The following is a 24,779-nucleotide window of genomic DNA, read 5'->3' on the forward strand; positions in this document are numbered from 1 at the left end:
ATCGAGCTGGATCTCTGCGGGTGATGGGCATCGACCCTGGCCTTACTCGTTGTGGTCTCTCCATTGCGGAAGGTACTCAGGGCAGGAAAGTCATTCCCATTGCTGTGGGGGTCGCCCGCACACCAACCACGGCGTCGTTGGAGGATCGTCTTTTACGGCTTTCCAATGCCGTGGAGCAGTGGATGGATGAGTACGAGCCGGACGTGGTTGCGATGGAACGGGTATTCGAGCGCGGCAACGTGTCCACCGTGATGCAGACGGCGCACGCGGTTGGTGTCCTTGTCCTCGCTGCGGCGAGACGCGGCTTGGAAGTGCATATGTACACGCCATCGGAGGTAAAGAAGGCGCTCACCGGCAACGGTCGAGCTGATAAGAAGCAGATGACCATGATGGTGACGAGAATCCTTGGGTTGGAAACTCCGCCAAAACCTGCAGATGCAGCGGATGCTTTGGCTATCGCTATCTGCCACTGTTGGCGTGGTCCGGTTCTGCAACGCCAGCGCGACACCTTGGCTGCGCTTGCGAAGCAGCACGAGGAGCGGGAGTTGGAGCTTTCTCGCCGTGAGAATCCCTCGCGGTAGGGGAGCTTGCTAGAGAACACTTGTGAGTTTGGCGTTTATCGCGGTGTCTTTAGGGAAGCCGTAGTGAAAGGAATTGTGAGAAGTGATTGCATCTCTTCGCGGTGAAGTTATCGACCTCGGTGCGGACTATTGCGTTATCGAGTGCGGTGGTGTCGGGCATTTGGTCACCATTACAGGCAGGCTAGCTTCCCAGTTGGTGAGGTATGAGCAGACTTTTATGTTGACCACAATGGCGGTTCGTGAAGACGCGATTACGCTCTTTGGTTTTGCCAATTCACAGGAACGTGAGATGTTTGCGCTCCTGCGCACTGTCTCGACGGTGGGGCCAAAGGTCGCGATGTCTGTTCTTTCGGTACTGTCGCCGGCGGAGATTGCCAATGCGGTCGCCTCAAAGAATGCGAAGGCCTTGCAAGCAGCTAACGGCGTCGGCAAGCGATTGGCGGAGCGCCTGTTGGTTGAATTGAAAGATAAAGTCGAGGTTTTCGCGGACAGGGCGGTATCGCCGCCGGAGGAAGCTGCAAACGGAGCAGCACCTGGCCTTGTTTTGAAGGCAGATCTGGATCAGGTCGTTGGTGCTTTGATCGGGCTTGGGTTCCCGGAAGCTGACGCGAATGAGGCAGCGGAGACCGTTGTTCGGATTGATCCGACCTTGGATACTTCAATGGCGCTGAAGGCGGCGCTAAAGACATTGGGTGAGAAGTAAATCCAGGTCGAGGACCTGCAGCTACATTGATGATGAAAATTGGCAGTGCACTAGGATGAGGGGACTATGAGCGATATCGAGCGCACGGAGTTTAACGTGTCGGGCAATCCCTTCAGGGACTCTTTAGGTGGGGAAGCCAACGACCATTTTGGCGGTGGTGGAAATGGTGTACAACGTGATGTCGATGCCCGCGCTCAGGTCGAGGAAGCCGATGCGGAATCGAACCTGCGACCAAAGTCGTTAGGGGAGTTCATCGGCCAACCCAAGGTCCGCGAACAGCTGGATTTAGTGCTTTCCGGGGCACGGGGGCGAAATGTGACTCCGGACCACATTCTGTTGTCGGGACCTCCCGGGCTGGGTAAGACCACCATGGCCATGATTATTGCGCAGGAGATGGGGAGCTCCCTGCGAATGACCTCCGGTCCGGCGCTTATTCGCGCTGGCGATTTGGCAGCAATGCTGTCGAACCTGCTCGAGGGCGATGTCCTGTTTATCGATGAGATTCACCGCATTGCCAGGCCAGTGGAAGAAATGCTGTACATGGCAATGGAAGATTTCCGTATTGATGTCATCGTAGGCAAAGGGCCTGGAGCTACGTCGATTCCACTCGAGATTCCACCATTCACGTTGGTCGGTGCGACGACGCGCTCGGGTATGCTGACTGGCCCACTGCGTGACCGCTTTGGTTTTACCGCGCAGATGGAGTTCTATGAGGTCGAAGATCTGACAAAGGTGGTTACCCGTGCCGCTGGGATCCTCGGGGTAGACATCAGCCCGGAGGCTGCAGTGGAGATTGCGTCGCGTTCGCGCGGTACACCGCGAATTGCCAACCGCCTGCTGCGTCGCGTCCGCGATTTCGCCGATGTCCACTCCGGTGGCGTTATTGATCTTGGTGCGGCCAAGGCGGCATTGATTGTCTTCGATGTCGATGAGCTGGGGCTCGACCGTCTGGATCGGGCAGTGCTGACAGCTCTGGTCAAGGGACACGGCGGTGGGCCTGTGGGGGTAAACTCGCTGGCACTGGCAGTGGGTGAGGAGCCCTCGACCGTGGAAGAAGTGTGCGAACCCTACTTGGTACGTGCAGGAATGATTGCGCGCACATCCCGTGGACGCGTGGCAACTGCCCGAGCATGGCGGCACTTGGGGCTACAGCCCCCGGAGGGCACTATCGGAGAATAGCTTTCCCCCTAATCCTGTCCCAGGGCAGTGTGGAATTGCGAGCAGGCAATTCGTTAAACTCGGCAGACATGGATCAAACTATTCTCCTCCTACTTATTTTCTTGTTCCTGGCGCTGCCGATTTGGCAGATTGTCAAGCAGAACAAGCAGGTGCGCACCATCCGGGAAATGCAGGATAAGCTGTCCCCTGGCGCGGAGGTCATCACCGGTTCCGGCATGCACGGCGTGGTCGTTGATACCACCGACACAACCGTTGATCTAATCATCGCTGACGGCATCGTCACCCGTTGGGAGAAGGGCGCTATTGCCCGCAACCTCACTACCGGCGCGGGAGCTAGCTACGCTCACCGCGACCAGCGTGGCAGAGTTTCCGATGCGCCGGACGACCACATTGGCGATGTGCAAGAAATTACCGGCCACGGCCCGGCTGATAATGCGGCTTCGGACAGCAACGAGCAGGCCGCGAACCCGGATACAACGAGCAATTCGGATAACCCGGGTACAGATGGCTCGACTTCTACCGAAAAGTAGTAGCAGTTTTGCACGTCCACGCCCCGCTGGTTTGCATGCCATCAAGCTCTAGCGTGCGCCGCAGGGCGAAGGACGCGACCCAGGTTTCGCCGTCGGCAAGCGTGGGAAGATTTTCACTAAACAGGTACAAGTCAAAACCGGCGCAGGCCGCTAAATCGGTTATCCTCTAGCGGTTGGTGTTTATAGCTTTGCTTAGCGACGCCCGCAATGCCCCTGCCTGGTATTGCGCGAGTTCGCGGTGCAGTTATAGACACGCGTTTCAACCCGAAACGTTCAAGTACCTAAACGTCACGATTCAGGAGACTTTGCTTTGAACAGCAAATCCAGATCTGGTGCGAATACATTCAAGAGGAACTGGCCACAGTGGCTGTTGGCGCTGTTTGTCAGCTTCCTTATCCTTACGTACGCACTCGTCTTTTTCACCGGCGGCGGATCGGCCAAGCCAAAGTTGGGTATCGATTTGCAGGGCGGTACCCGAGTAACCCTGGTGCCGCAGGGCGAAAAGCCGACCCGCGATCAGCTCGACCAGGCTCGCAAGATTCTGGAGAACCGCGTAAACGGCATGGGCGTCAGTGGCGCTCAAGTTGTCACCGACGGTGACACGCTGGTCATTACCGTGCCGGGTGAAGACTCACAGGAGGCGCGTACGCTCGGACAGACTTCGCAGCTGTTTTTCCGTCCGGTAGAGCAGCCCACGCAGGGCCCTGATGAAGCTGCCTTTGGTGAAGTAGTCAAAAAGACCGCAGAGGACTGGGTTTCGGTCGGTGTCCTGTCGAAGGAGGACGCCACCAAGCGCGTCGATGGCCTGTACAAGGACATGAACGAGACGCAGAAGCGTGCAATTGATGCCTTCAAGGAACAGAACCCGGACCAGCCGGTCCCGGAGGAACTGTCCAAGTCGCTGGGCGAGGCCCCGAAGCTGGACGCAACGGCTCCGGCAAAGCCGGCGAACTCGATTGAAGCGGCAGAGCTGCGTACGAAGGTTCGTGACGTGCTGCTGGCAACTCGCCAGTCCGAAGATCCGACGACGCAGTTTGCAGCCGCTGCACTGATGAGCTGCGATAACCGAGATGCAGTCGATCCGCTGCAGGGTGCCGATGACCCGGCCAAGCCATTGGTGACCTGTGCGCCAGAAGGTGGCAAGGCTATCTTCCTGGGCAAGGCTCCTCTGTTGATTGGGCAAGACGACGAGGTCAAGGGCCAGCGTCTGTCCGGCGATGCTATCGACACCAATGCGCCGATTAGCGGTGGCTACGATCAGCAGTCTGGTCAAATCCAGGTCTCCTTTAGCTTCAAGTCCGGTAAGAACGACACCGGCGCTCGTACCTGGACCAAGCTGACCAATGACTACCTGCAGCAGCAGGTCGCCATCGTGTTGGACTCGAAGGTCATTTCCGCCCCGGTGATTCAGGAGGCAACCCCGGTCGGTTCAGCTACTCGAATCACGGGTGATTTCACTATCGATGAGGCACAGGCGCTGGCGAATAACTTGCGTTACGGCGCACTGCCACTGTCCTTCGCAGGTGAGGACGGCGAGCCGGGCGGTACCACTACGACCATTCCAGCCATGCTGGGGTCGGCCTCCCTGGAGGCCGGTCTGCTTGCCGGCATTATCGGTATTGCTCTGATTGTCGTCTACGCAATCGTTCTTTACCGAGGCCTCGGAGCCATCTCGCTGGTTTCACTGGCAGCAGCTGGTGCGATGGTCTACGGCGTACTCGTGCTGCTCGGTCGCTGGATTGGCTACTCACTCGATCTCGCTGGTATCGCCGGTATCATCATTTCCATCGGCGTGACAGCTGACTCCTTTATCGTCTTCTTCGAACGCATTAAGGATGAGATTCGTGCGGGTAGGACATTCCGCTCTGCGGTACCGCATGCTTGGCGACGAGCACGGCGTACGATCCTGTCGGGTAACTTTGTGTCCATCATTGCGGCTGTGGTCCTCTACATCCTGGCTGTTGGCGATGTGCGTGGTTTCGCATTCACACTTGGTCTTTCCACGGCATTCGATATTGTGACCGCCTTCCTGGTGACTGCGCCACTGGTCATTCTGGCTACTCGCAAGTGGCCGGCACTGTCCAAACCATCCATGAACGGCTTTGGTTCAGTCATGGAGGTCGCTAACAGGAACAAGTCCGTAGCTACCGGTAAAAAGGCTGTCACCTCCAATGCAGCCGCCAGTGCAGTTGCCGACACCGGTTCGGCTGACTCCGGCGCGAATGAGGGGAAGTAGGAATCCATGAATACTACTCAGACGAATCCGGCGCTGACTAGCGAAAATGACGCGGCTAACGAGGACTCATTCTTCCGCCGCCTCTACACCGGCGAGGGTGGAATCAATATCGTCGGTAAGCGGAAGCGCTGGTACCAGATTGCGATTGCCGTCATTGTCGTTGCGTTAGCATCGATGCTGATTCGAGGGTTCAGCTTCGGTATCGATTTCGAGGGCGGCACCAAGATGACTATGCCGCCTGCGTCAGTGACGACTGAACAGGCTGAGGAGGTCTTCACCGACGCCACCGGCGTCAAGCCGGAGTTGGTGCAGATCATCGGTTCTGGCGAAGGCCGCATTCTGGAAATCACCTCAGAGAAGCTGACCCAGGGCGAGATTAATGATGCTCGCGTCGCACTGAACGACGCATTCAAACCCGTCGACGCACAGGGGGAGCAGACCCCGGATGCGATTGGTGACTCGACCGTTTCGGAGTCGTGGGGCTCGTCGATTACCAACCGCATGCTGCTGGCTGCAGTAGTGTTCTTGGGCTTGGTATTCGCCTACATCACTATCCGCTTCGAGCGTGACATGGCCATTTCTGCCATCCTCGCCCTGGCCGTGGACGCAATAGTGATTATGGGCATCTACGCGCTGATCGGCCTTGATGTCACCCCGGCCACCATTATCGGTCTCCTGACCGTGCTGTCGTTCTCGCTGTACGACACCGTCGTGGTCTTCGACAAAGTCGACGAGAATACGGCAGGCTATCGTTCATCGACACGTAGAAGTTACGCCGAGCTGGTGAATCTGGCTGTCAACCAAACCATCATGCGTTCTATAAACACCACAGTGTCGACGCTGCTGCCAATCTTGGCACTGATGATTATCGCCGTGGGCATGCTGGGTGTCGGTACGCTGAAGGATTTGGCGCTGGTTCAGCTCATCGGCATTATTCAGGGCACGTTCTCCTCGATTTTCCTGGCTTCGCCGCTGTTGGTAACGCTCAAGTCGCGTCAGCGTGAATACCGCAAGCATGACGAGGCGGTACTGTCTGCTCGCGCAAAGGCATCTGAGCGGGCCGGATCGGACACCGATTCCGCCACCACTGATGTTGCGGAGGACTCGGGCTCGAAGGAGCCGTCGGCAAGCGAAATGGAGCAGTCGACGCCGAAACGAACGGTGACGACTCCGACGCTTGAGGGCGATGAAAACAAGCCGCTGTCCTGGCGTCCGGGGCAGTAGGAGGTAGCGCCTCCCAGTGGTTCGGGTGAAACTACTTTAAAAGCGCATTGTGCGGGTATCGTTGACAGGTACCCGCACTTTTTCTTTTCGCCGAAAAGGAGCTTAAACCTGTGTCGTATGCACACGCGCGTGAGGCATTAGCCGATCAGATTCGGTTTGTGCCCGATTTTCCAGTTGAGGGCGTACTCTTCGAGGACTTGACGCCGGCGCTTGCCGACGCCACGACGTTCGCCCTGATTGTGGACGAGATTTCCGCCAAGGTGGAAGAGTTCGGGGCTGATGTTATAGGCAGCCTAGATGCGCGTGGATTCCTGCTGGGTTCTGCGGTGGCGTACAAGCTCGGACTGGGAGTGCTCGCTATTCGTAAGAAGGGTAAGCTGCCACCGCCTGTGCTGACCGAGACCTATGAACTGGAATATGGTACGGCCGCGCTTGAGATTCCGGCTAGTGGTTTTGAGCTGAAGGGCAAGAAGGCCGTACTTGTCGACGATGTGTTGGCAACTGGTGGCACCCTGTGTGCAGCTCGCGCTCTGCTGGAGACAGCTGGAGTCGAGGTAACCGGGCTGTGCACCGTGCTGGAGGTTGAAGGCCTGGGAGCTCGGGAGAAGCTTGCTGATCTGCCTCTGTACGTGGTTAATAAGGGGTGAATGAGTCATGGCTGAAGGGCCCGCACGCCGTTATGGTGCCCGCCTAGCGCGAAGCCTTACCGGCAACAGAACGAAGATCCGCCCGGTGCTAGATCCCCTTGTCGCGGTGCATCGACAGGTGCATCCGCGCGCAGATTTGGCTGTGCTTCAGCGTGCCTACGATACCGCCGAGCGCCTTCACGACGGCGTCTATCGGAAATCCGGCGAGCCATACATCACTCACCCGCTTGCAGTCGCTACTATTGCGGCCGAGATCGGCATGGATACCACCACGCTGGTGGCAGCGCTGCTGCATGACACGGTCGAAGATACCGATTACACGCTGGAGGACCTGGAGCGGGACTTCGGCCCAGAAGTCGCACGGTTGGTCGACGGCGTGACCAAATTGGATAAGGTCGCGTTGGGCTCCGCCGCCGAGGCAGAGACCGTGCGAAAAATGATTATCGCCATGAGCCAGGACCCGCGCGTGCTGGTTATCAAGGTGGCTGACCGGCTGCATAACATGCGCACAATGCGCTTCCTGCCGCCGGAAAAGCAGGCTAAGAAGGCCCGTGAGACCCTCGAGGTGATTGCACCGCTGGCGCATCGTTTGGGAATGGCCAGCGTGAAGTGGGAGTTGGAAGATCTCTCCTTCGCCATTTTGTACCCGAAGAAGTACGACGAGATTGTGCGTTTGGTCGCAGATCGAGCGCCGCAGCGGGACCGGTACATCCAGGAAGTCTCCGAGATGATTCAGAAGGATCTGAAGGAGTCTCACATTGCTGCTGAGGTACAGGGCAGGCCGAAGCACTACTGGTCGATTTATCAGAAGATGATTGTCCGCGGCCATGAGTTCGACGAGATTTTTGACCTGGTCGGACTTCGAGTTCTGGTGGACACGACCAAGGACTGCTATGCCGCCATGGGTGCCGTCCACTCGCTGTTCAAACCCATGCCGGGGCGATTCAAGGACTATATTTCCGCGCCGCGTTTCGGGGTTTACCAGTCGTTGCACACAACGGTCATCGGTCCAGGTGGCTCCCCGCTAGAAGTGCAGATTCGCACCCATGAGATGCACTACAACGCTGAGTACGGCATTGCCGCACACTGGCGCTACAAGGAAACCAAGGGCTCTCACAAGGGAGATTCCGCCGAAGTCGATCAGATGGCGTGGATGCGTCAGCTGCTGGATTGGCAGCGCGAGGCCGCAGATCCTAACGAGTTCCTGGACTCCCTGCGCTATGACCTCTCAGTCACTGAAATTTTTGCGTTCACGCCTAAGGGCGATGTCATCACATTGCCTGCGGACTCCACGCCGGTCGACTTTGCCTACGCGGTCCATACTGAAGTAGGTCACCGCTGTATTGGTGCCAAAGTCAACGGCAAGCTAGTGGCGTTGGAATCACCGCTAAAAACTGGCGACCGCGTCGAGATTTTCACGTCCAAGGATGCCGATTCCGGTCCGTCTAAGGACTGGGAGAAGTTTGTTAAAACTCCACGTGCGCGGGCAAAGATCCGTCAGTGGTTTGCCAAGGAGCGCCGCGAAGAGGCACTCGATGCCGGCCGTGACGCGCTGGCTGCAGAGGTACAGCGCGGCGGTCTGCCGATGCACCGCCTGTTCACTCCGGCGTCCATCAAGCAGATTGCCTCCGAGCTGCACTATGCGGATGTCGATGCGCTCTATACCGCTATCGGTAAGGGGCAGGTCTCAGCGCAGCATGTGACTCACCGGCTGATGGCGCAGTTCTCGAGCGCGGACGATGCCGAAGAGCAGTTGGTCTCCCGCACGCCAATTTCAAAGATGAACGTGCACAACACTCCGCGCCGCGCTGACAGCACGGGTGTGTTGGTAGAAGGCAGCGCGGATATGGCCGCTAAGCTCGCCAAATGCTGTACGCCTGTGCCGGGCGATGCCATCTTTGGCTTCGTCACCCGCGGCGGTGGGGTCAGTGTGCACCGTACGGACTGCACTAATGCGGAGAAACTGCACCAGGAGCCCGAGCGCATTATCGAGGTTTCCTGGGCAACGGATTCCTCCGGTGCGGTCTTCATGGTTACGGTGCAAATCGAAGCACTTGACCGTCACGGACTGCTCTCGGAGATCACTCGCGTTTTCTCCGATCAGAAGGTCTCAATCCTGTCGACGTCCTCTCATACCTCCGATGACCGCGTTGCCGTAATGCGTTTTAGCTTCGAGGTTTCGGACACTAAGCAGATGGGCTATATCTTCAACATTCTGCGCGGTGTCGAGGGAGTGTTCGATGTCTACCGCATTACTTCTGGTCAGTAGGCGGTTTAGTAGCCATCGATATGTGAAAAAGGATGAGACCGCGTAGATACTAAAACAGGGCCAAGGTGATTCACCTTGACCCTGTTTTTGATTAATTTCTCAATCAGTTAGTTGAGTCAACTACTTGACTTCCGCCTTCTCAATACGGACTTCCTTAGCTGGCTTACCGTCAGAGGTACCGCCACCCTCGATACCGTTCTTCGCAATGTCCGCAACCGTCTTGGTGCCCTCGTCAGTCATGGAGCCAAGCACGGTGTACTGCGGAGGCAGCTGAGAATCTGCCCAGTTGAGGAAGAACTGGCTGCCGTTGGCATCCGGGTCACTCGGGTTTGCCATGGCGATAGAGCCCTTCGGGTACACCAACGGGGTGTTCTGATCCAGGCCGGAATCCTTGACCGGCCACTCGCCAGCGAACTTGAAGCCCGGTCCGCCGGTACCGGTACCAGTCGGATCGCCACACTGCAGAACGTTCAGGCCACCACCGGTAATACGGTGGCACACGGTGTCGTTGAAGTAGTTGGACTTGGCCATGTGCTCAATTGCATTGACGCCGCAAGGTGAAATAGCGCGGTCCAGCTCCATCGGAATGTCGCCCTGGTTAGTCTTCAGGGTGATGGTTACAGTGCCAGTGGCGGGAACGTTGTCGGTAGCTGGCTTATCTATGTCCTTCGATGCCTCGCCATCATCCGGGTAGTCACAGGTCACGGTTTCCGGAAGTGGGGAAGAGCGCTTCATTGGAACCTTTTCACCGCTGACGGGAGTAGCTGTCAGAGCTGCAGGTTCGACTGGAGTCGTGGATTCATCAGCGGCCTCATTGTCGTCAGCGCCGCCAGCCGTGGTCAGCAAGTAGATGCCGCCACCGATAAAGAGCAGGATAGCCAAGGTAGTTACGACAACGCCCAGTGGCTTCAGCTTCTCGGCACGTGCACGGCGCTTAAGTTCGCGCTCGAGCGTCCGCATCGCATCTTTGCGCCTTTGCTCATTATTGGCCACTAGTCTTTCTCCGTATCTGTTAGTCATCTATTGCTGGTGACGGAACACCAGCGGACGATTTTGCCCATTGATAGTGACCGCATTTGAAGTAACAGCTCAGTCGGTCACCGTCGCGTACACAATCGACCATTATGCCCGGGATTGCTTCCCATTTGCGAGATGACAGGCCAACGAGCAAGGGGAAAGGTGCTCTCTTCCCGTTGTTGGAAGGCGCAAATAGCCTGCCGGGGGCTGTACACAATCGTTACAATGGAGCGCCATGGAGATATTTGGTTTTGCAGCCGGCCCTTTTCAGACCAACTGCTACGTGGCAACAGGCGCTCCGGAAATGGACGGCCTGTCCACCCCATGCGTCATTGTTGACCCGGGCATGGGGGCGTTCGAGGTAGTACGCGGCGAGGTTGAGAAGCGAGATTGGAAGCCGGAAGCAATTCTGCTGACCCATGGTCATATCGACCATGTCCGCGATGTCGCGGAGGCCGCCGACTTCTGGGATATCCCCGTCTTCATTCACGAAAGCGACAATGTGTTGCTGGCCAATCCGAAGCTCGGCGGTTCTTCTTTCGGACACCTCTTTGACATCGATTCTATGCAGGCTTATACGGAAGCCGATTTCTTCGAGGATGGCGACGAAGTAAAGTGGGCAGGGTTGAATTTCGAAGTCATTCACGCTCCTGGTCACTCTCCGGGATGCGTGATGCTGCGCGCTTCCGATGGGGAAGATGAGATTGTCTTCAGCGGGGACGTCCTCTTTAAGGGGGCTATCGGTCGCGTAGATTTGCCGGGCAGTAGTCCGGAGCACATGCAGCAGTCGTTGAAGGATAAGGTCCTCCCGCTGGCGGATGACCTCATGATTCTTCCGGGCCATGGCTCCGCATCGTCGATAGGCGAGGAGCGCGCGACCAACCCGTTCCTGCAAAACCTCACCTAGCCTGGCTGACACGTCGTGAGAGTTGGCAGGTAGAGTTAGCGGGGTGAACTCTAGCCAGAAGCCAAAGAAGTTGAAGCCATTCTCCGCGCCCAAGGGCGTGCCGGATTACGTCCCGCCGGTCTCCCGCGAATTCGAGGCGGTGCGAAACTCATTCCAGCACCGCGCACGACTTGCGGGCTATGAGCACATTGAGCTGCCAATTTTCGAGGAAACCGGGCTTTTTGCACGTGGCGTAGGTGAATCGACGGACGTCGTCACCAAGGAGATGTACACGTTCGCCGACCGCGGCGACCGTTCGGTCACCCTGCGCCCGGAGGGTACCGCGGGCGTGATGCGCGCGGTCATTGAGCACAATTTGGACCGCGGTCAGTTGCCGGTCAAGCTTTCCTACGCGGGGCCATTCTTCCGCTATGAACGCCCGCAGGCAGGCCGTTACCGTCAGTTGCAGCAGGTGGGCGTAGAGGCAATCGGCGTCGATGATCCTGCGCTGGACGCTGAAGTCATCGCGCTTGCCGACGCATGCTTCCGCGGTATCGGGCTCGAAGGCTTCCGCCTTGAACTGACAAGCCTTGGCGACAACACCTGCCGCCCTGAATATCGCGCTAAGCTGCAGGAGTTCTTGTTTGACCTGCCTCTGGATGAGGAAACGCGCCACCGTGCAAACATCAACCCGCTGCGCGTTCTCGACGATAAGCGACCGGAAATGCAGGAAATGCTTGCCGACGCGCCGCTGATGCTGGACCACCTTTCTGACAGCGCTCGCGGTCACTTTGAAGCTGTGACTGGACTGTTGGATGACATGAAGGTGCCCTATGTCATCAATCCTCGAATGGTGCGCGGACTGGACTACTACACCAAGACGTGCTTCGAGTTTGTTCACGACGGCCTTGGTGCTCAGTCGGGTATCGGTGGCGGTGGTCGCTACGACGGGCTGATGGCGCAGCTAGGCGGCCAAGAGCTGTCTGGAATTGGCTTTGGTTTGGGTGTGGATCGCGCGCTGCTCGCACTGGAAGCAGAGGGCAAGCAGGCCAGCGATGGTCGACGCGTCGATGTGTATGGTGTTGCGCTCGGTGAAGAAGCCGCTCACGCTATGGCGGTGCAGATCAATAAGCTGCGCCAAGCGGGTATCCGCGCAGATATGTCCTACGGCGGCCGCGGTCTGAAGGGCGCGATGAAGGGTGCCGATCGCGCTGGAGCCCGATTTGCGTTGGTCCTCGGCGAGTCTGAATTGGCCGCGGGCGAGGTTCAGCTGAAGAACCTTGAGTCCCACGAGCAGCACGCAGTCGCCCTAGATGCACTGGTTCAGGAGTTGCAGTCGCGCATCTAGGAAACGCGCATTTGTTGAGTGCGGAGTCTAGCTGTAGACGCCGCGCTCGAGAGTGTCGCACTGAGACATCTTTCCTGACTTGTAGCCGGTGAGGAATGCCTTCGTACGCTGCTCGGCCGAGCCGTGGGTCCAGGAGTCCGGTTGAACACCACCGCCGGAATGCTGCTGGATGGTGTCATCGCCAATGGCCTTCGTAGTTTTGAGGGCATCGGCAACTTGCTCGTCGGAAAGCGGTTCGAGGATTGCGTCCGGCCCCTTGTCCGCGTAATGAGCCCAGATACCCGCGTAGCAGTCGGCCTGCAGCTCGATCTTTACAGCGTCGGAATCGGGGCCCGGTTCGTTGTAGTTACTGCGGCCGAGTGTGCCCTCCAACCTTTGGATATGGTGGGCGAATTCGTGGGCCACGACGTATTCCTGTGCGAGCGGTCCGTTGCCTCCGCCCATGCGCTCCAGGGTGCTAAAGAACTCCGTGTCGAAGTAGGCCGTTTGATCGGCGGGGCAGTAGAACGGGCCGGTGGACGAGGACGCTGCGCCGCAGCCCGACTGAGTGGAGCCTTCAAAGAGGACTAAGCCTGGGTTCGTGTACTCGATGCCGGCCTGTGCGGGGAGTTGTTCTTCCCAGACTCGGTCGACCGAAATACCGGTGAATTCCATCCGGCAATCGATGCGGCTGTTGGCATCTTCGCCGGTCTTGCAGGGATCCTCGCCAGGGGACTGCTGTGCAGTCTGCGAGGACTGGTTGTTCTGGGCACCTGTCAGCTGTCCCAATTGTCCCGGGTCGCCGCCGAGAAGTAAGTACAGGCCGATGAGGACAAGGCCGCCGATACCGCCACCGCCTACGGCGATAGCGCGGCCACCACCCGAGCGTCGCTCGGCACGAGCCGAGCTCTTTTGGAAGTCATTCCGGAAGGTCATAGGAGTAAGACTATTGCATAAGGTGCGGAAAACGGGCCATTGAATAGCGCTGCGTCATAGTATCCGCATGTAAATCAACGTCAGGATCTACGGAGAACTTTGTCTAAGTGAGTACATGAAGCCCGAGGTAGGCCCAAGGCGATGACCGGTAATAAGCAAAATAGCCGGGGTCTTCTTCTCACCTTTCTGGCTTCAAGGTAGACTACACGGACGAAACCGCTATCCACAGCGTTAATCCCTATAGCACCAATTTTGGAAGGACCAATTCGCAGTGCTTCGTACGCATCTTGCCGGAGACCTCCGCGCTGACCTCGCCGGCAGCACAGTAACCCTGACCGGTTGGGTAGGACGCCGCCGTGACCATGGTGGCGTGATCTTCATCGACATGCGTGACCGCTCCGGTTACGCCCAGGTTGTGTTCCGCAACAGCGAAGTTGCTGAGCGTGCACACCACCTGCGCAGCGAATACTGCATTCAGGTCACCGGTGTCGTTGAGAAGCGCCCGGAGGGCTCCGAAAACCCGAACCTGGCATCGGGTGAAATTGAGGTCAATGTTACGGAGCTGACCATCCTCAACGAGTCGGCGGCATTGCCGTTCCAGCTCGAGGATGTTGGAACTTCTGGCACTGTCGGCGAGGAAGCCCGCCTGAAGTACCGCTACCTAGACCTACGCCGTGAAGGCCCGGCCAAGATTATGCGTCTCCGTGCGGCTGTCAACCGCGCAGCCCGTAAGGTGCTGGACAGCCACGACTTCACCGAAATCGAGACCCCGACGTTGACTCGCTCTACGCCGGAAGGTGCTCGTGACTTCGTGGTGCCGGCTCGTTTGAAGCCGGGCACTTTCTACGCACTGCCGCAGTCCCCTCAGTTGTTCAAGCAGCTGCTTATGGTCGCTGGCATGGAGCGCTACTACCAGATCGCCCGCTGCTACCGAGATGAGGACTTCCGCGCTGACCGCCAGCCGGAGTTCACTCAGCTCGACGTTGAGATGAGCTTCGCCGAGCAGGACGATGTCATTGCGCTGGCAGAAGAGATTCTGGTTGCTATCTTCGCCGAGGCCGGTGTCACTGTTCAGACCCCGATTCCACGCATGACCTTCAAGGAGGCCATGGAGAAGTACGGTTCTGACAAGCCGGACCTGCGCTTCGACATTCCGCTGGTGGAGTGCACCGAGTTCTTCAAGGACACCACTTTCCGTGTCTTCCAGAACGATTACGTCGGTGCAGTTGTTATGGACGGTGGCGCATCGCAGCCTCGTCGTCAGCTCGACGCTTGGCAGGATTGGGCCCGCCAGCGCGGCGCAAAGGGCTTGGCCTACATCCTTGTTGGGGAGGACGGCACTCTGGGCGGCCCGGTTGCCAAGAACATTACTGACGCAGAGCGTGAAGGCATCGCGGCGCACGTAGGCGCGAAGCCGGGTGACTGCATCTTCTTCGCTGCAGGTGACGCTAAGAGCTCCCGTGCACTGCTGGGTGCTGCTCGTGGAGAGATTGCCAAGAAGCTCGGCCTTATCAAGGAAGGCGACTGGGCATTCACCTGGGTCGTCGACGCACCGTTGTTCGAGCCGGCTGCCGACGCTACCGCTTCCGGTGACGTTGCCCTGGGCCACTCGCAGTGGACTGCTGTGCACCACGCCTTCACCTCGCCGAAGCCAGAGCACATGGATACCTTCGACAAGGATCCTGGCAACGCACTGGCTTACGCCTACGACATCGTCTGCAACGGTAACGAAATTGGTGGCGGCTCCATTCGTATTCACCGCCCAGATGTCCAGAAGCGCGTCTTCGATGTTATGGGCATCGGCGAGGAAGAGGCACAGGAGCAGTTCGGCTTCCTGCTGGATGCCTTCCAGTACGGCGCTCCGCCGCACGGTGGTATCGCATTCGGTTGGGACCGTATCGTTTCCCTGCTGGCCGGCGTTGACTCCATTCGCGAAGTTATCGCCTTCCCGAAGTCCGGTGGCGGCGTTGATCCGTTGACTGACGCCCCGACTCCGATTACCGCTCAGCAGCGCAAGGAGACCGGTATCGACTTCAAGCCGAAGCCAAAGCAGAAGGCAGACGGCGTTAAGGCAGCAGCCGACGCAGGCGACAGCAAGTAAACAAAGAAATCACATTGCGAGGAATGTGATCTGCCACTCCAGCGTGAACAGCGCGAGTGGCGCCAATTCCTCCTAACCAAGGCGGTACTGGCCACAACGCAACATCCGTATCGCCTGACTGAAACTGGCTCATTGAAAGGGCATTCAATGGAGTACTCGGACGACGCTGCAGCAGAAGTTGACAGCGTAGTTAAAGATGCAGAGACACTGCTTTCCGCACGATTCGGCGGCACTCCAGTGTTGTCGGATCCAGAAGTACTTACAGGTCAGTCAAACGCTCTTGTTGTCCGCGTACGGGTCGCCACAAATCCCTTTATGCAGGAACGCACGGTCGTCGTAAAGCAAATTCCTACGACGACTGAAGGCGTCGATCCCGCCGTTTTACGGGAAGTCGTGGCGTACCAGTTCATCAATACACTGCCTGACGACGTCCGCCCGGGGCCTCAGCTTCTTGCTTACGATGTTTCAAAGCAGCTATTGGTTCTCAGCGACGTCGGTGTCGTGGACACTCTTGCGGACGTACTCTTTCGTGGCGATGAAGAGCGACGATTGCGCGCATTCCGCAGCCTCGGCGCTTCGCTGGGTCGGATGCATATTCACACGCATACTCGTGAAGAGGGATTTGAGACCCTGCGTCGTCGTATGTGGGTGAAGAACAAGGTCGATCGCGAGGCTCTCGAGGCGCGTGACCACGGCATTGTGTCGGGGATTCGCTTTGGTATGCGAGCTGTCGAGGGGTCCGGCATTCCTGTTCCCGACGCTGTGCGCTCTTTCGGTGAGGATGCTGCTCGTCGAATTGAGAAGGGCACGCATAGGGCGTTTACTCCGTTTGACCTCGCCCCGGACAACATTCTGCTGGCGGATAAGGTCCAGTTCCTCGACTATGAGTGGGCTGGTTACCGCGATGTCATCTTCGACGTGGCCAGCGTCGTCGCAGGCTTCCCGCTGCACGTTTTCGTGGAGCGTCCATCGGAGGCAGAGGTCGACGTGTTTGTCCGTGCCTGGATGGAAGAGATTCGTGACCATTGGTATCGCGGCACGAGCGACCGCCGTTTGATGGCGTTCATCGCTGCGGCGTTGCTCGGTTGGTTTTTCATCTCCGCAACGGTTTCCTTCTTCGGTTCTCCAAAACAAGCGCTGTGGGTGGGGCATGAAGGACGCACGGACCTGAAGCCGGAAGTTGGCGGCTCAGCACTGGAGCGGCGCGACATGGCTAACACGGCTCGCGCGATTGCACAGTTCGCCCATAAGTGTGAGGACGATCGTGCCGACGAGCTGGAACAGTTCGCGCATGCAGTCATCGATTTCTTAGAGCAAGAGGAAGGCTAGGGCACACGTGGCGGATCCGAATAAGCTGCCGTCAGGCGGTGCAAACGGCTCCGCCGATGACGCTCCAGGGCTTTTCGACGAGCCTTCGGTCGCCGGACCTACAGCGGCCAAGAGCCAAGGTCGGAGTGCGGGGCCAGCAAGCACTGGCCTGAACTCCGATGCGAGCGCCTATTTTCACCCAGGTGCACACGCGCCGTTGGCGGTTCGGATGCGACCGCGAAACCTCGATGAAGTCGTTGGTCAAGACCACCTGTTAGCCCCCGGAGCACCGTTGCGCCGTCTGGTCGAAGGTGGCGGCGACACCTCCGTTATTTTGTTTGGCCCTCCCGGAACTGGCAAGACCACTCTCGCCAGTTTGATTTCCGCGGCGACTGGACGACACTTTGAAGCGCTTTCCGCGCTTAATGCCGGGGTAAAGGAAGTGCGTGCGGTTATCGACACTGCTCGTCGCACGCTCGTTAACCAGGGCATTCAAACGGTGCTCTTCATCGACGAGGTGCACCGTTTTTCCAAGACCCAGCAGGATGCCCTGTTGGGTGCCGTGGAAAACCGGATTGTCCTTCTCGTCGCGGCAACGACGGAAAACCCATCCTTCTCAGTGGTGTCCCCGCTGCTCAGTCGGTCACTGCTGTTGCAGTTGCAGTCACTGGACGACGAAGCCGTCGGCACGCTCATTGATCGAGCACTTACCGATGAGCGCGGCCTGAATGGTCGCGTCAGTATGACAGACGATGCACGTAAACAGCTCATTGCGCTGGCAGCTGGTGATGCTCGTCGTTCCCTCACGTACCTCGAGGCAGCCGCAGAAGCCGTCGCCGATGGTGAGCAGATTACCGCTGAGTCGCTTGCCAATTCGATCAACAGAGCCGTGGTTCGCTATGACCGCGACGGCGACCAGCATTACGACGTCACCAGCGCGTTTATTAAGTCCGTTCGCGGATCTGATGTCGATGCTGCCCTGCATTACCTGGCGCGGATGATTGAGGGTGGGGAAGACCCTCGGTTTATTGCCCGCCGAATCGTTATTCTGGCCAGCGAAGACATCGGTATGGCCGACCCGACAGCTCTGCAAACCGCCGTCGCCGCGGCGCAGGCAGTTGCCTTGATAGGGATGCCGGAAGCCCGGCTGACGCTGGCGCAGGCCACGATTCACTTGGCAACAGCACCGAAGTCGAATTCGGTCATAAGCGCAATCGACGGGGCATTGAAGGATGTTCGTTCCGGGAAGACCGGACCGGTGCCACCACATTTGCGGGACGGACATTACAGCGGGGCTAAGGACCTTGGTCACGCGGTGGACTATATCTACCCGCACAATGACCCCATGGGTGTCGTCGCCCAACAGTATCCACCAGATCAGTTGGTGGGCACTGATTATTTCGTCCCATCCAATCACGGTCGTGAAAACGGCATGGCTGAATACCTCGGACGCATTCGCCGAATTATCCGGGGGAGCCGCCGGAAATCGAAGTAGGCGAGATCGGTCGGAATCTACGGGGTGCCGGTGGGGTGGTTTTAAAGTTGCTCGAACCGAGCGGGTAGACTGCTAGTTTTGTATTAAACATCTCGGACGCTCGACGTGAAACGAGGAAGTAGAACACCGTGCAGACTCATGAAATTCGAAATCGCTTCATCCAGCATTTCGTAAAGGCGGGACACACCGAGGTCCCCAGTGCCTCCCTGGTTTTGGATGACCCGAACCTGCTGTTCGTTAATGCCGGCATGGTGCCGTTCAAGCCCTACTTCCTCGGCAATGAGACTCCGGACTTCTCCACCGCGACCTCAATTCAGAAGTGCGTGCGCACACTGGACATTGAAGAGGTGGGTATCACCACCCGCCACAACACCTTCTTCCAGATGGCGGGTAACTTCTCCTTCGGAAATTACTTCAAGGAAGGTGCCATCACTCATGCATGGAGCCTTCTGACTGGTGCTGTTGAGGACGGCGGCTTTGGCATCCCGGCTGAGAAGCTGTGGGTGACGGTTTTCCTCGATGACGATGAGGCCCATGACATCTGGCACGAGAAGGTTGGTGTGCCGGAAGAGCGCATTCAGCGCCGAGGCATGGCGGACAACTACTGGTCCATGGGTGTACCTGGCCCGTGTGGCCCGTGTTCAGAGATTTTCTACGACCGCGGCCCGGAGTACGGTGCTGACGGTGGCCCAGAGGCGGACGAGGATCGCTACATCGAGATTTGGAACCTCGTCTTCATGGAAAACGAGCGTGGCGAAGGAACAGGCAAGGACTCTTTCGAGATTCTTGGCCCACTGCCGAAGAAGAACATCGATACCGGTATGGGCATCGAGCGCGTTGCTTTCCTGCTACAGGGTGTCGACAACGTCTACGAAACCGATCTGCTGCGTCCGGTTATCGACGAAGCTGAGCGGCTCACCGGTTCGAAGTACAGCTCCAACCACCAGGACAACATCCGTTTCCGCGTCATCGCCGACCACAGCCGCACCGGCTTGATGCTGATGCTCGACGGTGTCACCCCCTCGAACTCCGATCGTGGCTATATCCTGCGTCGCCTGCTGCGCCGCATCATCCGCTCTGCGCGTCTGCTCGGCGCTAACGGTCCAGTGCTGGAGAAGCTGATTGGTATTGCGGCCGAGACCATGACCCCGTCGTACCCAGAGATCGCGGAGAACTGGAACCGTATTCGCCGCGTCGCCGTCGCCGAGGAAAAGACCTTCACCAAGACTCTGTCCGCCGGTGAGGAGCTGTTCGAACGTGCTGCCACCAAGGCCAAGGCAGAGGGTAAAACCGTTCTATCCGGTCACGACGCCTTCACCCTGCATGACACCCACGGCTTCCCAATCGACCTGACCATCGAGATGGCCGAAGAGGCCGGCCTGACCATCGACCGCGAGGAATTCGATCGCGAGATGGCTGAGCAGCGTGCGCGCGCAAAGGCCGACAGCCAGGCAAAGAAGCAGTCTCACACCGACCTGCATGTCTACCGCGAGTTCATCGATGAACACCCGACGTCCTTCACTGGTTACGATCGGCTTGCCGACGAATCCACGATTCTTGGCATCATTGCCGATGGCCAGAAGCAGTCGTTTGCCGCAGAGGGCGATGAGATTGAGGTTATCCTCGATCGCACTCCGCTCTACGCCGAGGCCGGCGGTCAGCTGGCTGACCGTGGTCGTATCGTGACTGATTCCGGCGCTGTGGTCCACATCAACGATGTTCAAAAGGTGGGCAAGAAGCTGTGGCTGCACAAAGGCATTGTCACCGCTGGTGAATTCACTCCGGGTGTCTCCGCTGAAGCTTTGGTCGACGAGCAGTGGCGTCACGGTGCTCGTCAGGCGCACACTGCAACTCACTTGATTCACGGTGCTCTGCGTCAGGTACTGGGGGATACTGCAACTCAGGCTGGTTCCATGAATAAGCCGGGCTACCTCCGTTTCGACTTCAAGTACGGTGAGCAGCTCACACCGGAACAGCTCCGTGAGATTGAGCAGATCACCAATGAGGCTGTCGACAACGACTGGGCTGTCAATACTGCCGAGATGCCTTTGGAAGAGGCCAAGGCAGCTGGTGCCATGGCATTGTTCAACGAGAACTACGGCGACATCGTCCGCGTTGTCGAGGTCGGTGGCCCGTTCTCAATTGAGCTGTGTGGCGGTACCCACGTTTCGCATTCTTCGCAGATTGGTCCGGTAGCTGTGCTGGGCGAGTCCTCGGTCGGATCGGGCGTGCGCCGTATTGAGGCTTACTCGGGTATGGATTCCTTCCGCTACCTGTCCACCGAGCGTCTCCTGGCTGAACGACTGGCCACTGAATTCAAGGCTCCTTCTGCTGAGCTGCCAGACCGCATTGCAGCACTGGCTGAAAAGCTCAAGGCTGCAGAGAAGCAGCTCGCTGATTTCAAGGCCGGACAGCTGCTGGCCAATGCCGCGTCTCACCTGGAGTCCGCTCGCACCATCGGCGATGTCACCTACCTCGGCCTTAAGCTTCCCGACGGTACGGAGATGAAGGACATCCGTTCGCTGGCTAATGACTTGGCGAAGCGCCTTGCGGATCGCCCAAGCGTCATTGCGTTGATTTCCAACGCTGGCGGCAAGGTTCCGTTTGTGGCCTCGGTTTCGGATGAAGCCGTCAATCGCGGTATTAAGGCCGGCGATTTGGTGAAGCTGATGGGCGCTGAGGTCGGCGGCAAGGGCGGCGGTAAACCGGCAATGGCACAGGGCTCCGGCTCTGATGCTTCCGGAATCGACGCAGCATTGGCCGCGGTTGAGGCCGAACTGTCCAAGTAGCCAATTAACGGCTGTGCTATCGGAAGAGCAGTAAACAATGGCTAAGCCCCGTATTGATACCCCCGGTCAGGATGATCCCGGTCGGGGTCGACGGCTCGGAATCGACGTCGGCGATGTCCGCGTTGGCGTCGCGGTCTCTGACCCCGACTGTATCCTGGCGACCCCGGTTGAAACAGTCACTCGAGCAACGGGGCGAAAAGATCCTGACGGGCCGGATATTGACCGGCTCGTGGAACTTGCCACTGAACTTGAGGTCGTCGAGATTGTTCTCGGCATGCCCCTCATGCTCGACGGCTCGTTCGGGACTTCTGCGCGGAAAGCTACTGACGTTGGATTCCGGCTGCAGCGCCGACTCGGTGACCGAGTCGTAGTGCATTACGCCGACGAGCGGATGACGACGGTAATGGCCCAATCACGGCTGCACGCAGCAGGTATTGATGTTAAGTCCGGGCGGAAGATTATTGACCAGGTTGCGGCAGTAGAAATTCTGCAGTCCTGGTTGGACAGACGGGCAAAAGCTTTGGACGGAAATACCGACTAAGGGGGCACACAAAAGTTACCGAAAGGTGACAATTCACCCACCTTTGCGCAATTATTAAGTGTGTAATACCTAAGCACGTTTGTCGCGTGCATAGGATTTGAAAAGTTGAAGTGGCGATTCACACCTACAATGCAACCTAGTGCTACGACTTCGTCGTAAAGCTATGTCGCACCAGTCGTTATCAGTCGCGTGTCGTACCCGAACGGGAAGACTCCTTGCTGATACCGATGGGAGAGTGAGCTGCATTCGAGGAGATTATTGATGAGTAAAGACGCGCAGACTGCGCGCCGCACTGATAGCGGCGGTGCCGACCGGGACCGCGCTGGTGCTCGCAGCGGTGGGACAAAGTCTCGAGTTCGTCACCGCCAAACGGCAGTGGCAATCAATGTGACTTCTGTCCTGTTATGCGTGTTGGTCCTCGGAGTGATTGGCCTCGTCTGGAACCGTGGCGGCATTGTTGACGATTACGATGGCAAAGCTGAGGGTCCATTGACGATTGTTGAGGTCAGTGAAGGCACGTCACTTACTGATTTGTCCAACCAGTTGGTGGAAAGCGGCGTCGTCAAGTCTTCCCGTGCGTTCATCCAGGCCGCGAATGAGAACTCTCATTCAAGTGAATTGCAGCCTGGTTTCTACCGACTCCATCAGCGGATGAAGGCCGACGAGACCGTCGAGGCTCTTCTGGATGTCGAAAATCAGGTCGGTACCGTTGACATTCCGACTGGCGCCCGTTTCGCCGATACCCGCATTGTGTCCTCATCGGATGTACGTAAGGGAATTTTCTCGCTTATTTCTGAGGCCACTTGTGTTGAAGACAATGACTGCGTATCCAAGGCCGATCTCGAACGTGCTGCTGGCGAGGCCGATTTGGCCGCGCTGGGTGTTCCAGAATGGGCACGGGACGCGGTAGCTGCGCGTGGCAACGACCCTCGTCGTCTTGAGGGACTCATTACGCCGGGTATTCATCACCTTGACCCGCAGCAGACGCCCGAACAGATGCTTGCAAAATTGGTCAAGGAATCGGTGAAGAATTATGAGGACACGGGTCTCATGGCTTCAGCGGACATGGTTGGTCTTACTCCATACGAGCTGATTACCGCAGCTTCTTTGATCCAGATGGAGGCGCCAGATGGCGGCTTCGATAAGGTCGCTCGCGTTATTCTCAACCGTCTCGACGAACCGATGCAGCTGCAGTTCGACTCGACAGTCAACTACGACCTGCCAGATCAGGAAATCGCAACCACGGATGAGGACCGCGCGCGAAAGACCGCGTGGAACACCTACGCCAAGGAGGGGCTGCCGGAAACCCCCATTGCTTCGCCCTCCATCGAGGCGATTCGTGCCATGGAAAATCCGGCTGACGGCACCTGGCTGTACTTTGTCACGGTGGACAAGGAAGGAAATACTGTCTTTAGCACGACCTTCGAAGAGCACGAGGCCGCTATCGACGAGTCACGCAACAATGGCGTGCTGGATTCCAACCGCTAAGAGGTAGAACTCCTATGCCTATAACTCATCGCGCAGCCGTGCTGGGAGATCCGATTGATCACTCGTACTCGCCGGCTATTCACAACGCCGGTTACCGCGCTGCGGGAATGAATGACTGGCACTATGACCGCATCCGATGCAACGCCGAAGAGCTTGCCGACGTCGTTGGTGGCGCAGACCCCAGTTTCCAGGGGTTTTCCGTCACGATGCCCGGCAAGTTTGCCGCGCTGGACTTCGCCGATGAAGTCAGTGAGCGCGCGAGGCTCATTGGTTCAGCGAACACTCTGGTCCGTCGCGATTCGGATTGGTTTGCCGACAACACCGATGGCGACGGCGTACTGGGAGCACTGCGCGAGATAGACTGCACGAACGCACCACGTGGCCGCGCCGTTGTTGTTGGTGCCGGTGGCACAGCACGGCCGGCACTTTGGGCGCTGTCGCAGCTGGGGGTCAATCATGTGACCGTGGTAGCGCGCTCCGAGCGCGCATATGACATTGAACCATTAGCTGCCGCGCTGGGGATGGAATTTGTTTGGGTGACTTTTGATGTTCCAAACCTGGCAGATATTGCTGGTAATGCCGACGTGCTGGTCTCTACGGTGCCGTCAGCCGCAATTGAGTCGGTTGCTGGCTACCTCGCTCGAGCACCGAAGATTCTCGACGTCATTTACAATCCCTGGCCAACCCCACTTGTGAAAGCAGCGGAACGCGGAGGGACACAGGCGGTCGGTGGATTGTCCATGTTGCTACATCAAGCGGTGGGACAGTTTGAGCAGTTTACTGGACGCACTCCCGATGTCGAGGCGATGCGTGCAGCGCTGCCGAACTAGCTCACAACCGTTACAATCCCAAAGTTATGGGGTGGGGAATAACTGAGATAGGGCTGTCTCCGATTGGACAGCACAGGATTGCCCCGGTCTACCTTGACCGGGTTTTCTATTTCCTAGTCGTGATGCTTGTACTCGGCTGGGGCGGTATTGGCTGCTGGTTGGATGTGACTCGGCGAAGACTACCGAACTGGTGGTTAGTGCTAGGGGCAGTGGGTCTGATAGCAACCACTGGAATGGTGCTCCAGCAAAAGAGCACCTTGGCTGACAATCTCGCCAGTGCAGTCGCAGCCATAGGAACAGGAATAGGCCTCTGGTTTGGCCTCTATGTAGCAGTCTTCATCTTCAACCCACGCTCTATGGGGGCTGGAGATGTGAAGCTCGCAGCAATTCTCGGGGGCGGTGTCGGTCTGGTATCGGGCGAGCCAGTGGCGACAGCAATTTGGATTGCAGTGGCAATTCTGTTGGCTGCCGGACTCACTCTCCTCATGGCAGGAGTCACCGCGGGAAAGCGGGGCTGGGGTGACCGTCGTAAAGCAAAAACAGCGCCTGTACCGGCGAGCGTGCCTCATGGGCCTGCGATGCTTGCAGCAACCGCCATTGTGTGGGGGATAAGCGGAGGGTACCTACAAGTCCCCTGAAGCGGTAGACCAGGGGCGATGAAATGGGGCATATTTGAAACTTGTATGCCCCCA

The 24,779-nt window shown here is 58.0% G+C and carries 20 protein-coding genes; 18 read left to right on the forward strand and 2 right to left on the reverse strand.

Annotation, left to right across the window (positions count from 1 at the left end):
- The first annotated feature begins 23 nt into the window (after positions 1-23).
- From ruvC to HMPREF1206_RS07325, 8 genes are all read left to right on the forward strand, one after another.
- A complete protein-coding gene (gene ruvC, locus HMPREF1206_RS07290) occupies positions 24-581 on the forward strand; it encodes a crossover junction endodeoxyribonuclease RuvC (protein WP_016422681.1) in 558 nt (185 codons plus the stop codon).
- A gap of 82 nt (positions 582-663) precedes the next feature.
- A complete protein-coding gene (gene ruvA, locus HMPREF1206_RS07295; protein WP_016422682.1) occupies positions 664-1,284 on the forward strand; it encodes a Holliday junction branch migration protein RuvA in 621 nt (206 codons plus the stop codon).
- A 66-nt stretch (positions 1,285-1,350) separates the two neighbouring features.
- Entirely contained in the window at positions 1,351-2,463 is a 1,113-nt protein-coding gene (gene ruvB, locus HMPREF1206_RS07300; RefSeq protein ID WP_016422683.1) for a Holliday junction branch migration DNA helicase RuvB, read from the forward strand.
- Positions 2,464-2,531: 68 nt separating this feature from the next.
- Complete coding sequence (gene yajC / locus HMPREF1206_RS07305) at positions 2,532-2,993, forward strand: preprotein translocase subunit YajC (protein ID WP_042388673.1); 462 nt, start codon at positions 2,532-2,534, stop codon at positions 2,991-2,993.
- Between the two features lie 310 nt (positions 2,994-3,303).
- Positions 3,304-5,229, forward strand: coding sequence for a protein translocase subunit SecD (gene secD / locus HMPREF1206_RS07310; RefSeq protein WP_016422685.1), 1,926 nt, complete (start codon positions 3,304-3,306; stop codon positions 5,227-5,229).
- 6 nt (positions 5,230-5,235) lie between these two features.
- Positions 5,236-6,453 (forward strand): protein translocase subunit SecF, encoded by a 1,218-nt coding sequence (gene secF, locus HMPREF1206_RS07315; protein ID WP_016422686.1) that lies wholly within the window; start codon positions 5,236-5,238, stop codon positions 6,451-6,453.
- Between the two features lie 110 nt (positions 6,454-6,563).
- Complete coding sequence (locus tag HMPREF1206_RS07320) at positions 6,564-7,100, forward strand: adenine phosphoribosyltransferase (protein WP_016422687.1); 537 nt, start codon at positions 6,564-6,566, stop codon at positions 7,098-7,100.
- Between the two features lie 7 nt (positions 7,101-7,107).
- Positions 7,108-9,369 (forward strand): bifunctional (p)ppGpp synthetase/guanosine-3',5'-bis(diphosphate) 3'-pyrophosphohydrolase, encoded by a 2,262-nt coding sequence (locus HMPREF1206_RS07325; RefSeq protein WP_016422688.1) that lies wholly within the window; start codon positions 7,108-7,110, stop codon positions 9,367-9,369.
- A gap of 120 nt (positions 9,370-9,489) precedes the next feature.
- Here HMPREF1206_RS07325 and HMPREF1206_RS07330 read toward each other — a convergent pair whose 3' ends face one another.
- Positions 9,490-10,329: a peptidylprolyl isomerase gene (locus tag HMPREF1206_RS07330; protein WP_016422689.1), complete on the reverse strand. Its 840-nt coding sequence runs from the start codon at positions 10,327-10,329 to the stop codon at positions 9,490-9,492.
- A gap of 292 nt (positions 10,330-10,621) precedes the next feature.
- Here HMPREF1206_RS07330 and HMPREF1206_RS07335 point away from each other — a divergent pair, with 292 nt between their 5' ends.
- Both HMPREF1206_RS07335 and hisS read left to right on the forward strand, forming a co-directional pair.
- Positions 10,622-11,293 carry an MBL fold metallo-hydrolase gene (locus tag HMPREF1206_RS07335; RefSeq protein WP_016422690.1) on the forward strand — a complete coding sequence of 224 codons (672 nt, stop codon included), beginning with the start codon at positions 10,622-10,624 and terminating at the stop codon, positions 11,291-11,293.
- Between the two features lie 43 nt (positions 11,294-11,336).
- Positions 11,337-12,620, forward strand: a complete 1,284-nt coding sequence (gene hisS, locus HMPREF1206_RS07340) for a histidine--tRNA ligase (protein ID WP_016422691.1) — start codon at positions 11,337-11,339, stop codon at positions 12,618-12,620.
- A 27-nt stretch (positions 12,621-12,647) separates the two neighbouring features.
- On the opposite strand, the gene HMPREF1206_RS07345 is transcribed toward hisS, so the two are convergent.
- Positions 12,648-13,535, reverse strand: a complete 888-nt coding sequence (locus HMPREF1206_RS07345) for a neutral zinc metallopeptidase (RefSeq protein WP_016422692.1) — start codon at positions 13,533-13,535, stop codon at positions 12,648-12,650.
- A 271-nt stretch (positions 13,536-13,806) separates the two neighbouring features.
- On the opposite strand from HMPREF1206_RS07345, the gene aspS reads away from it, so the two are divergent.
- The 8 genes from aspS (at position 13,807) to HMPREF1206_RS10815 (ending at position 24,725) form a co-directional block, all read left to right on the forward strand.
- Positions 13,807-15,636 carry an aspartate--tRNA ligase gene (gene aspS, locus HMPREF1206_RS07350; RefSeq protein WP_016422693.1) on the forward strand — a complete coding sequence of 610 codons (1,830 nt, stop codon included), beginning with the start codon at positions 13,807-13,809 and terminating at the stop codon, positions 15,634-15,636.
- A gap of 147 nt (positions 15,637-15,783) precedes the next feature.
- Positions 15,784-16,965: a phosphotransferase family protein gene (locus tag HMPREF1206_RS07355; protein WP_016422694.1), complete on the forward strand. Its 1,182-nt coding sequence runs from the start codon at positions 15,784-15,786 to the stop codon at positions 16,963-16,965.
- 148 nt (positions 16,966-17,113) lie between these two features.
- The gene (locus HMPREF1206_RS07360; RefSeq protein ID WP_224433708.1) at positions 17,114-18,439 is read left to right on the forward strand and encodes a replication-associated recombination protein A; all 1,326 of its coding nucleotides are present in this window, start codon (positions 17,114-17,116) and stop codon (positions 18,437-18,439) included.
- 128 nt (positions 18,440-18,567) lie between these two features.
- On the forward strand, positions 18,568-21,228 hold the full coding sequence (alaS, locus tag HMPREF1206_RS07365; protein ID WP_016422696.1) for an alanine--tRNA ligase: 2,661 nt from the start codon (positions 18,568-18,570) through the stop codon (positions 21,226-21,228).
- A 37-nt stretch (positions 21,229-21,265) separates the two neighbouring features.
- Positions 21,266-21,769, forward strand: coding sequence for a Holliday junction resolvase RuvX (gene ruvX, locus HMPREF1206_RS07370; protein WP_016422697.1), 504 nt, complete (start codon positions 21,266-21,268; stop codon positions 21,767-21,769).
- Positions 21,770-22,030: 261 nt separating this feature from the next.
- Positions 22,031-23,257: an endolytic transglycosylase MltG gene (mltG, locus tag HMPREF1206_RS07375; protein ID WP_016422698.1), complete on the forward strand. Its 1,227-nt coding sequence runs from the start codon at positions 22,031-22,033 to the stop codon at positions 23,255-23,257.
- 14 nt (positions 23,258-23,271) lie between these two features.
- The gene (locus HMPREF1206_RS07380) at positions 23,272-24,087 is read left to right on the forward strand and encodes a shikimate dehydrogenase (protein ID WP_016422699.1); all 816 of its coding nucleotides are present in this window, start codon (positions 23,272-23,274) and stop codon (positions 24,085-24,087) included.
- Between the two features lie 122 nt (positions 24,088-24,209).
- Entirely contained in the window at positions 24,210-24,725 is a 516-nt protein-coding gene (locus tag HMPREF1206_RS10815; RefSeq protein ID WP_224783722.1) for a prepilin peptidase, read from the forward strand.
- Positions 24,726-24,779: the final 54 nt, after the last annotated feature.

The organism is Corynebacterium sp. HFH0082 (assembly GCF_000411235.1).
Classification (GTDB): domain Bacteria; phylum Actinomycetota; class Actinomycetes; order Mycobacteriales; family Mycobacteriaceae; genus Corynebacterium; species Corynebacterium jeikeium_D.

Coding starts and splice junctions, on each gene's coding strand:
- HMPREF1206_RS07355 (WP_016422694.1), top strand. CDS start 15,784: ATGGAGTACTCGGACGACGCTGCAGCAGAAGTTGACAGCGTAGTTAAA.
- HMPREF1206_RS07380 (WP_016422699.1), top strand. CDS start 23,272: ATGCCTATAACTCATCGCGCAGCCGTGCTGGGAGATCCGATTGATCAC.
- HMPREF1206_RS07325 (WP_016422688.1), top strand. CDS start 7,108: ATGGCTGAAGGGCCCGCACGCCGTTATGGTGCCCGCCTAGCGCGAAGC.
- mltG (WP_016422698.1), top strand. CDS start 22,031: ATGAGTAAAGACGCGCAGACTGCGCGCCGCACTGATAGCGGCGGTGCC.
- HMPREF1206_RS07335 (WP_016422690.1), top strand. CDS start 10,622: ATGGAGATATTTGGTTTTGCAGCCGGCCCTTTTCAGACCAACTGCTAC.
- ruvX (WP_016422697.1), top strand. CDS start 21,266: ATGGCTAAGCCCCGTATTGATACCCCCGGTCAGGATGATCCCGGTCGG.
- secF (WP_016422686.1), top strand. CDS start 5,236: ATGAATACTACTCAGACGAATCCGGCGCTGACTAGCGAAAATGACGCG.
- HMPREF1206_RS10815 (WP_224783722.1), top strand. CDS start 24,210: ATGCTTGTACTCGGCTGGGGCGGTATTGGCTGCTGGTTGGATGTGACT.
- ruvC (WP_016422681.1), top strand. CDS start 24: ATGGGCATCGACCCTGGCCTTACTCGTTGTGGTCTCTCCATTGCGGAA.
- HMPREF1206_RS07330 (WP_016422689.1), bottom strand. CDS start 10,329: ATGCGGACGCTCGAGCGCGAACTTAAGCGCCGTGCACGTGCCGAGAAG.
- yajC (WP_042388673.1), top strand. CDS start 2,532: ATGGATCAAACTATTCTCCTCCTACTTATTTTCTTGTTCCTGGCGCTG.
- HMPREF1206_RS07345 (WP_016422692.1), bottom strand. CDS start 13,535: ATGACCTTCCGGAATGACTTCCAAAAGAGCTCGGCTCGTGCCGAGCGA.
- ruvB (WP_016422683.1), top strand. CDS start 1,351: ATGAGCGATATCGAGCGCACGGAGTTTAACGTGTCGGGCAATCCCTTC.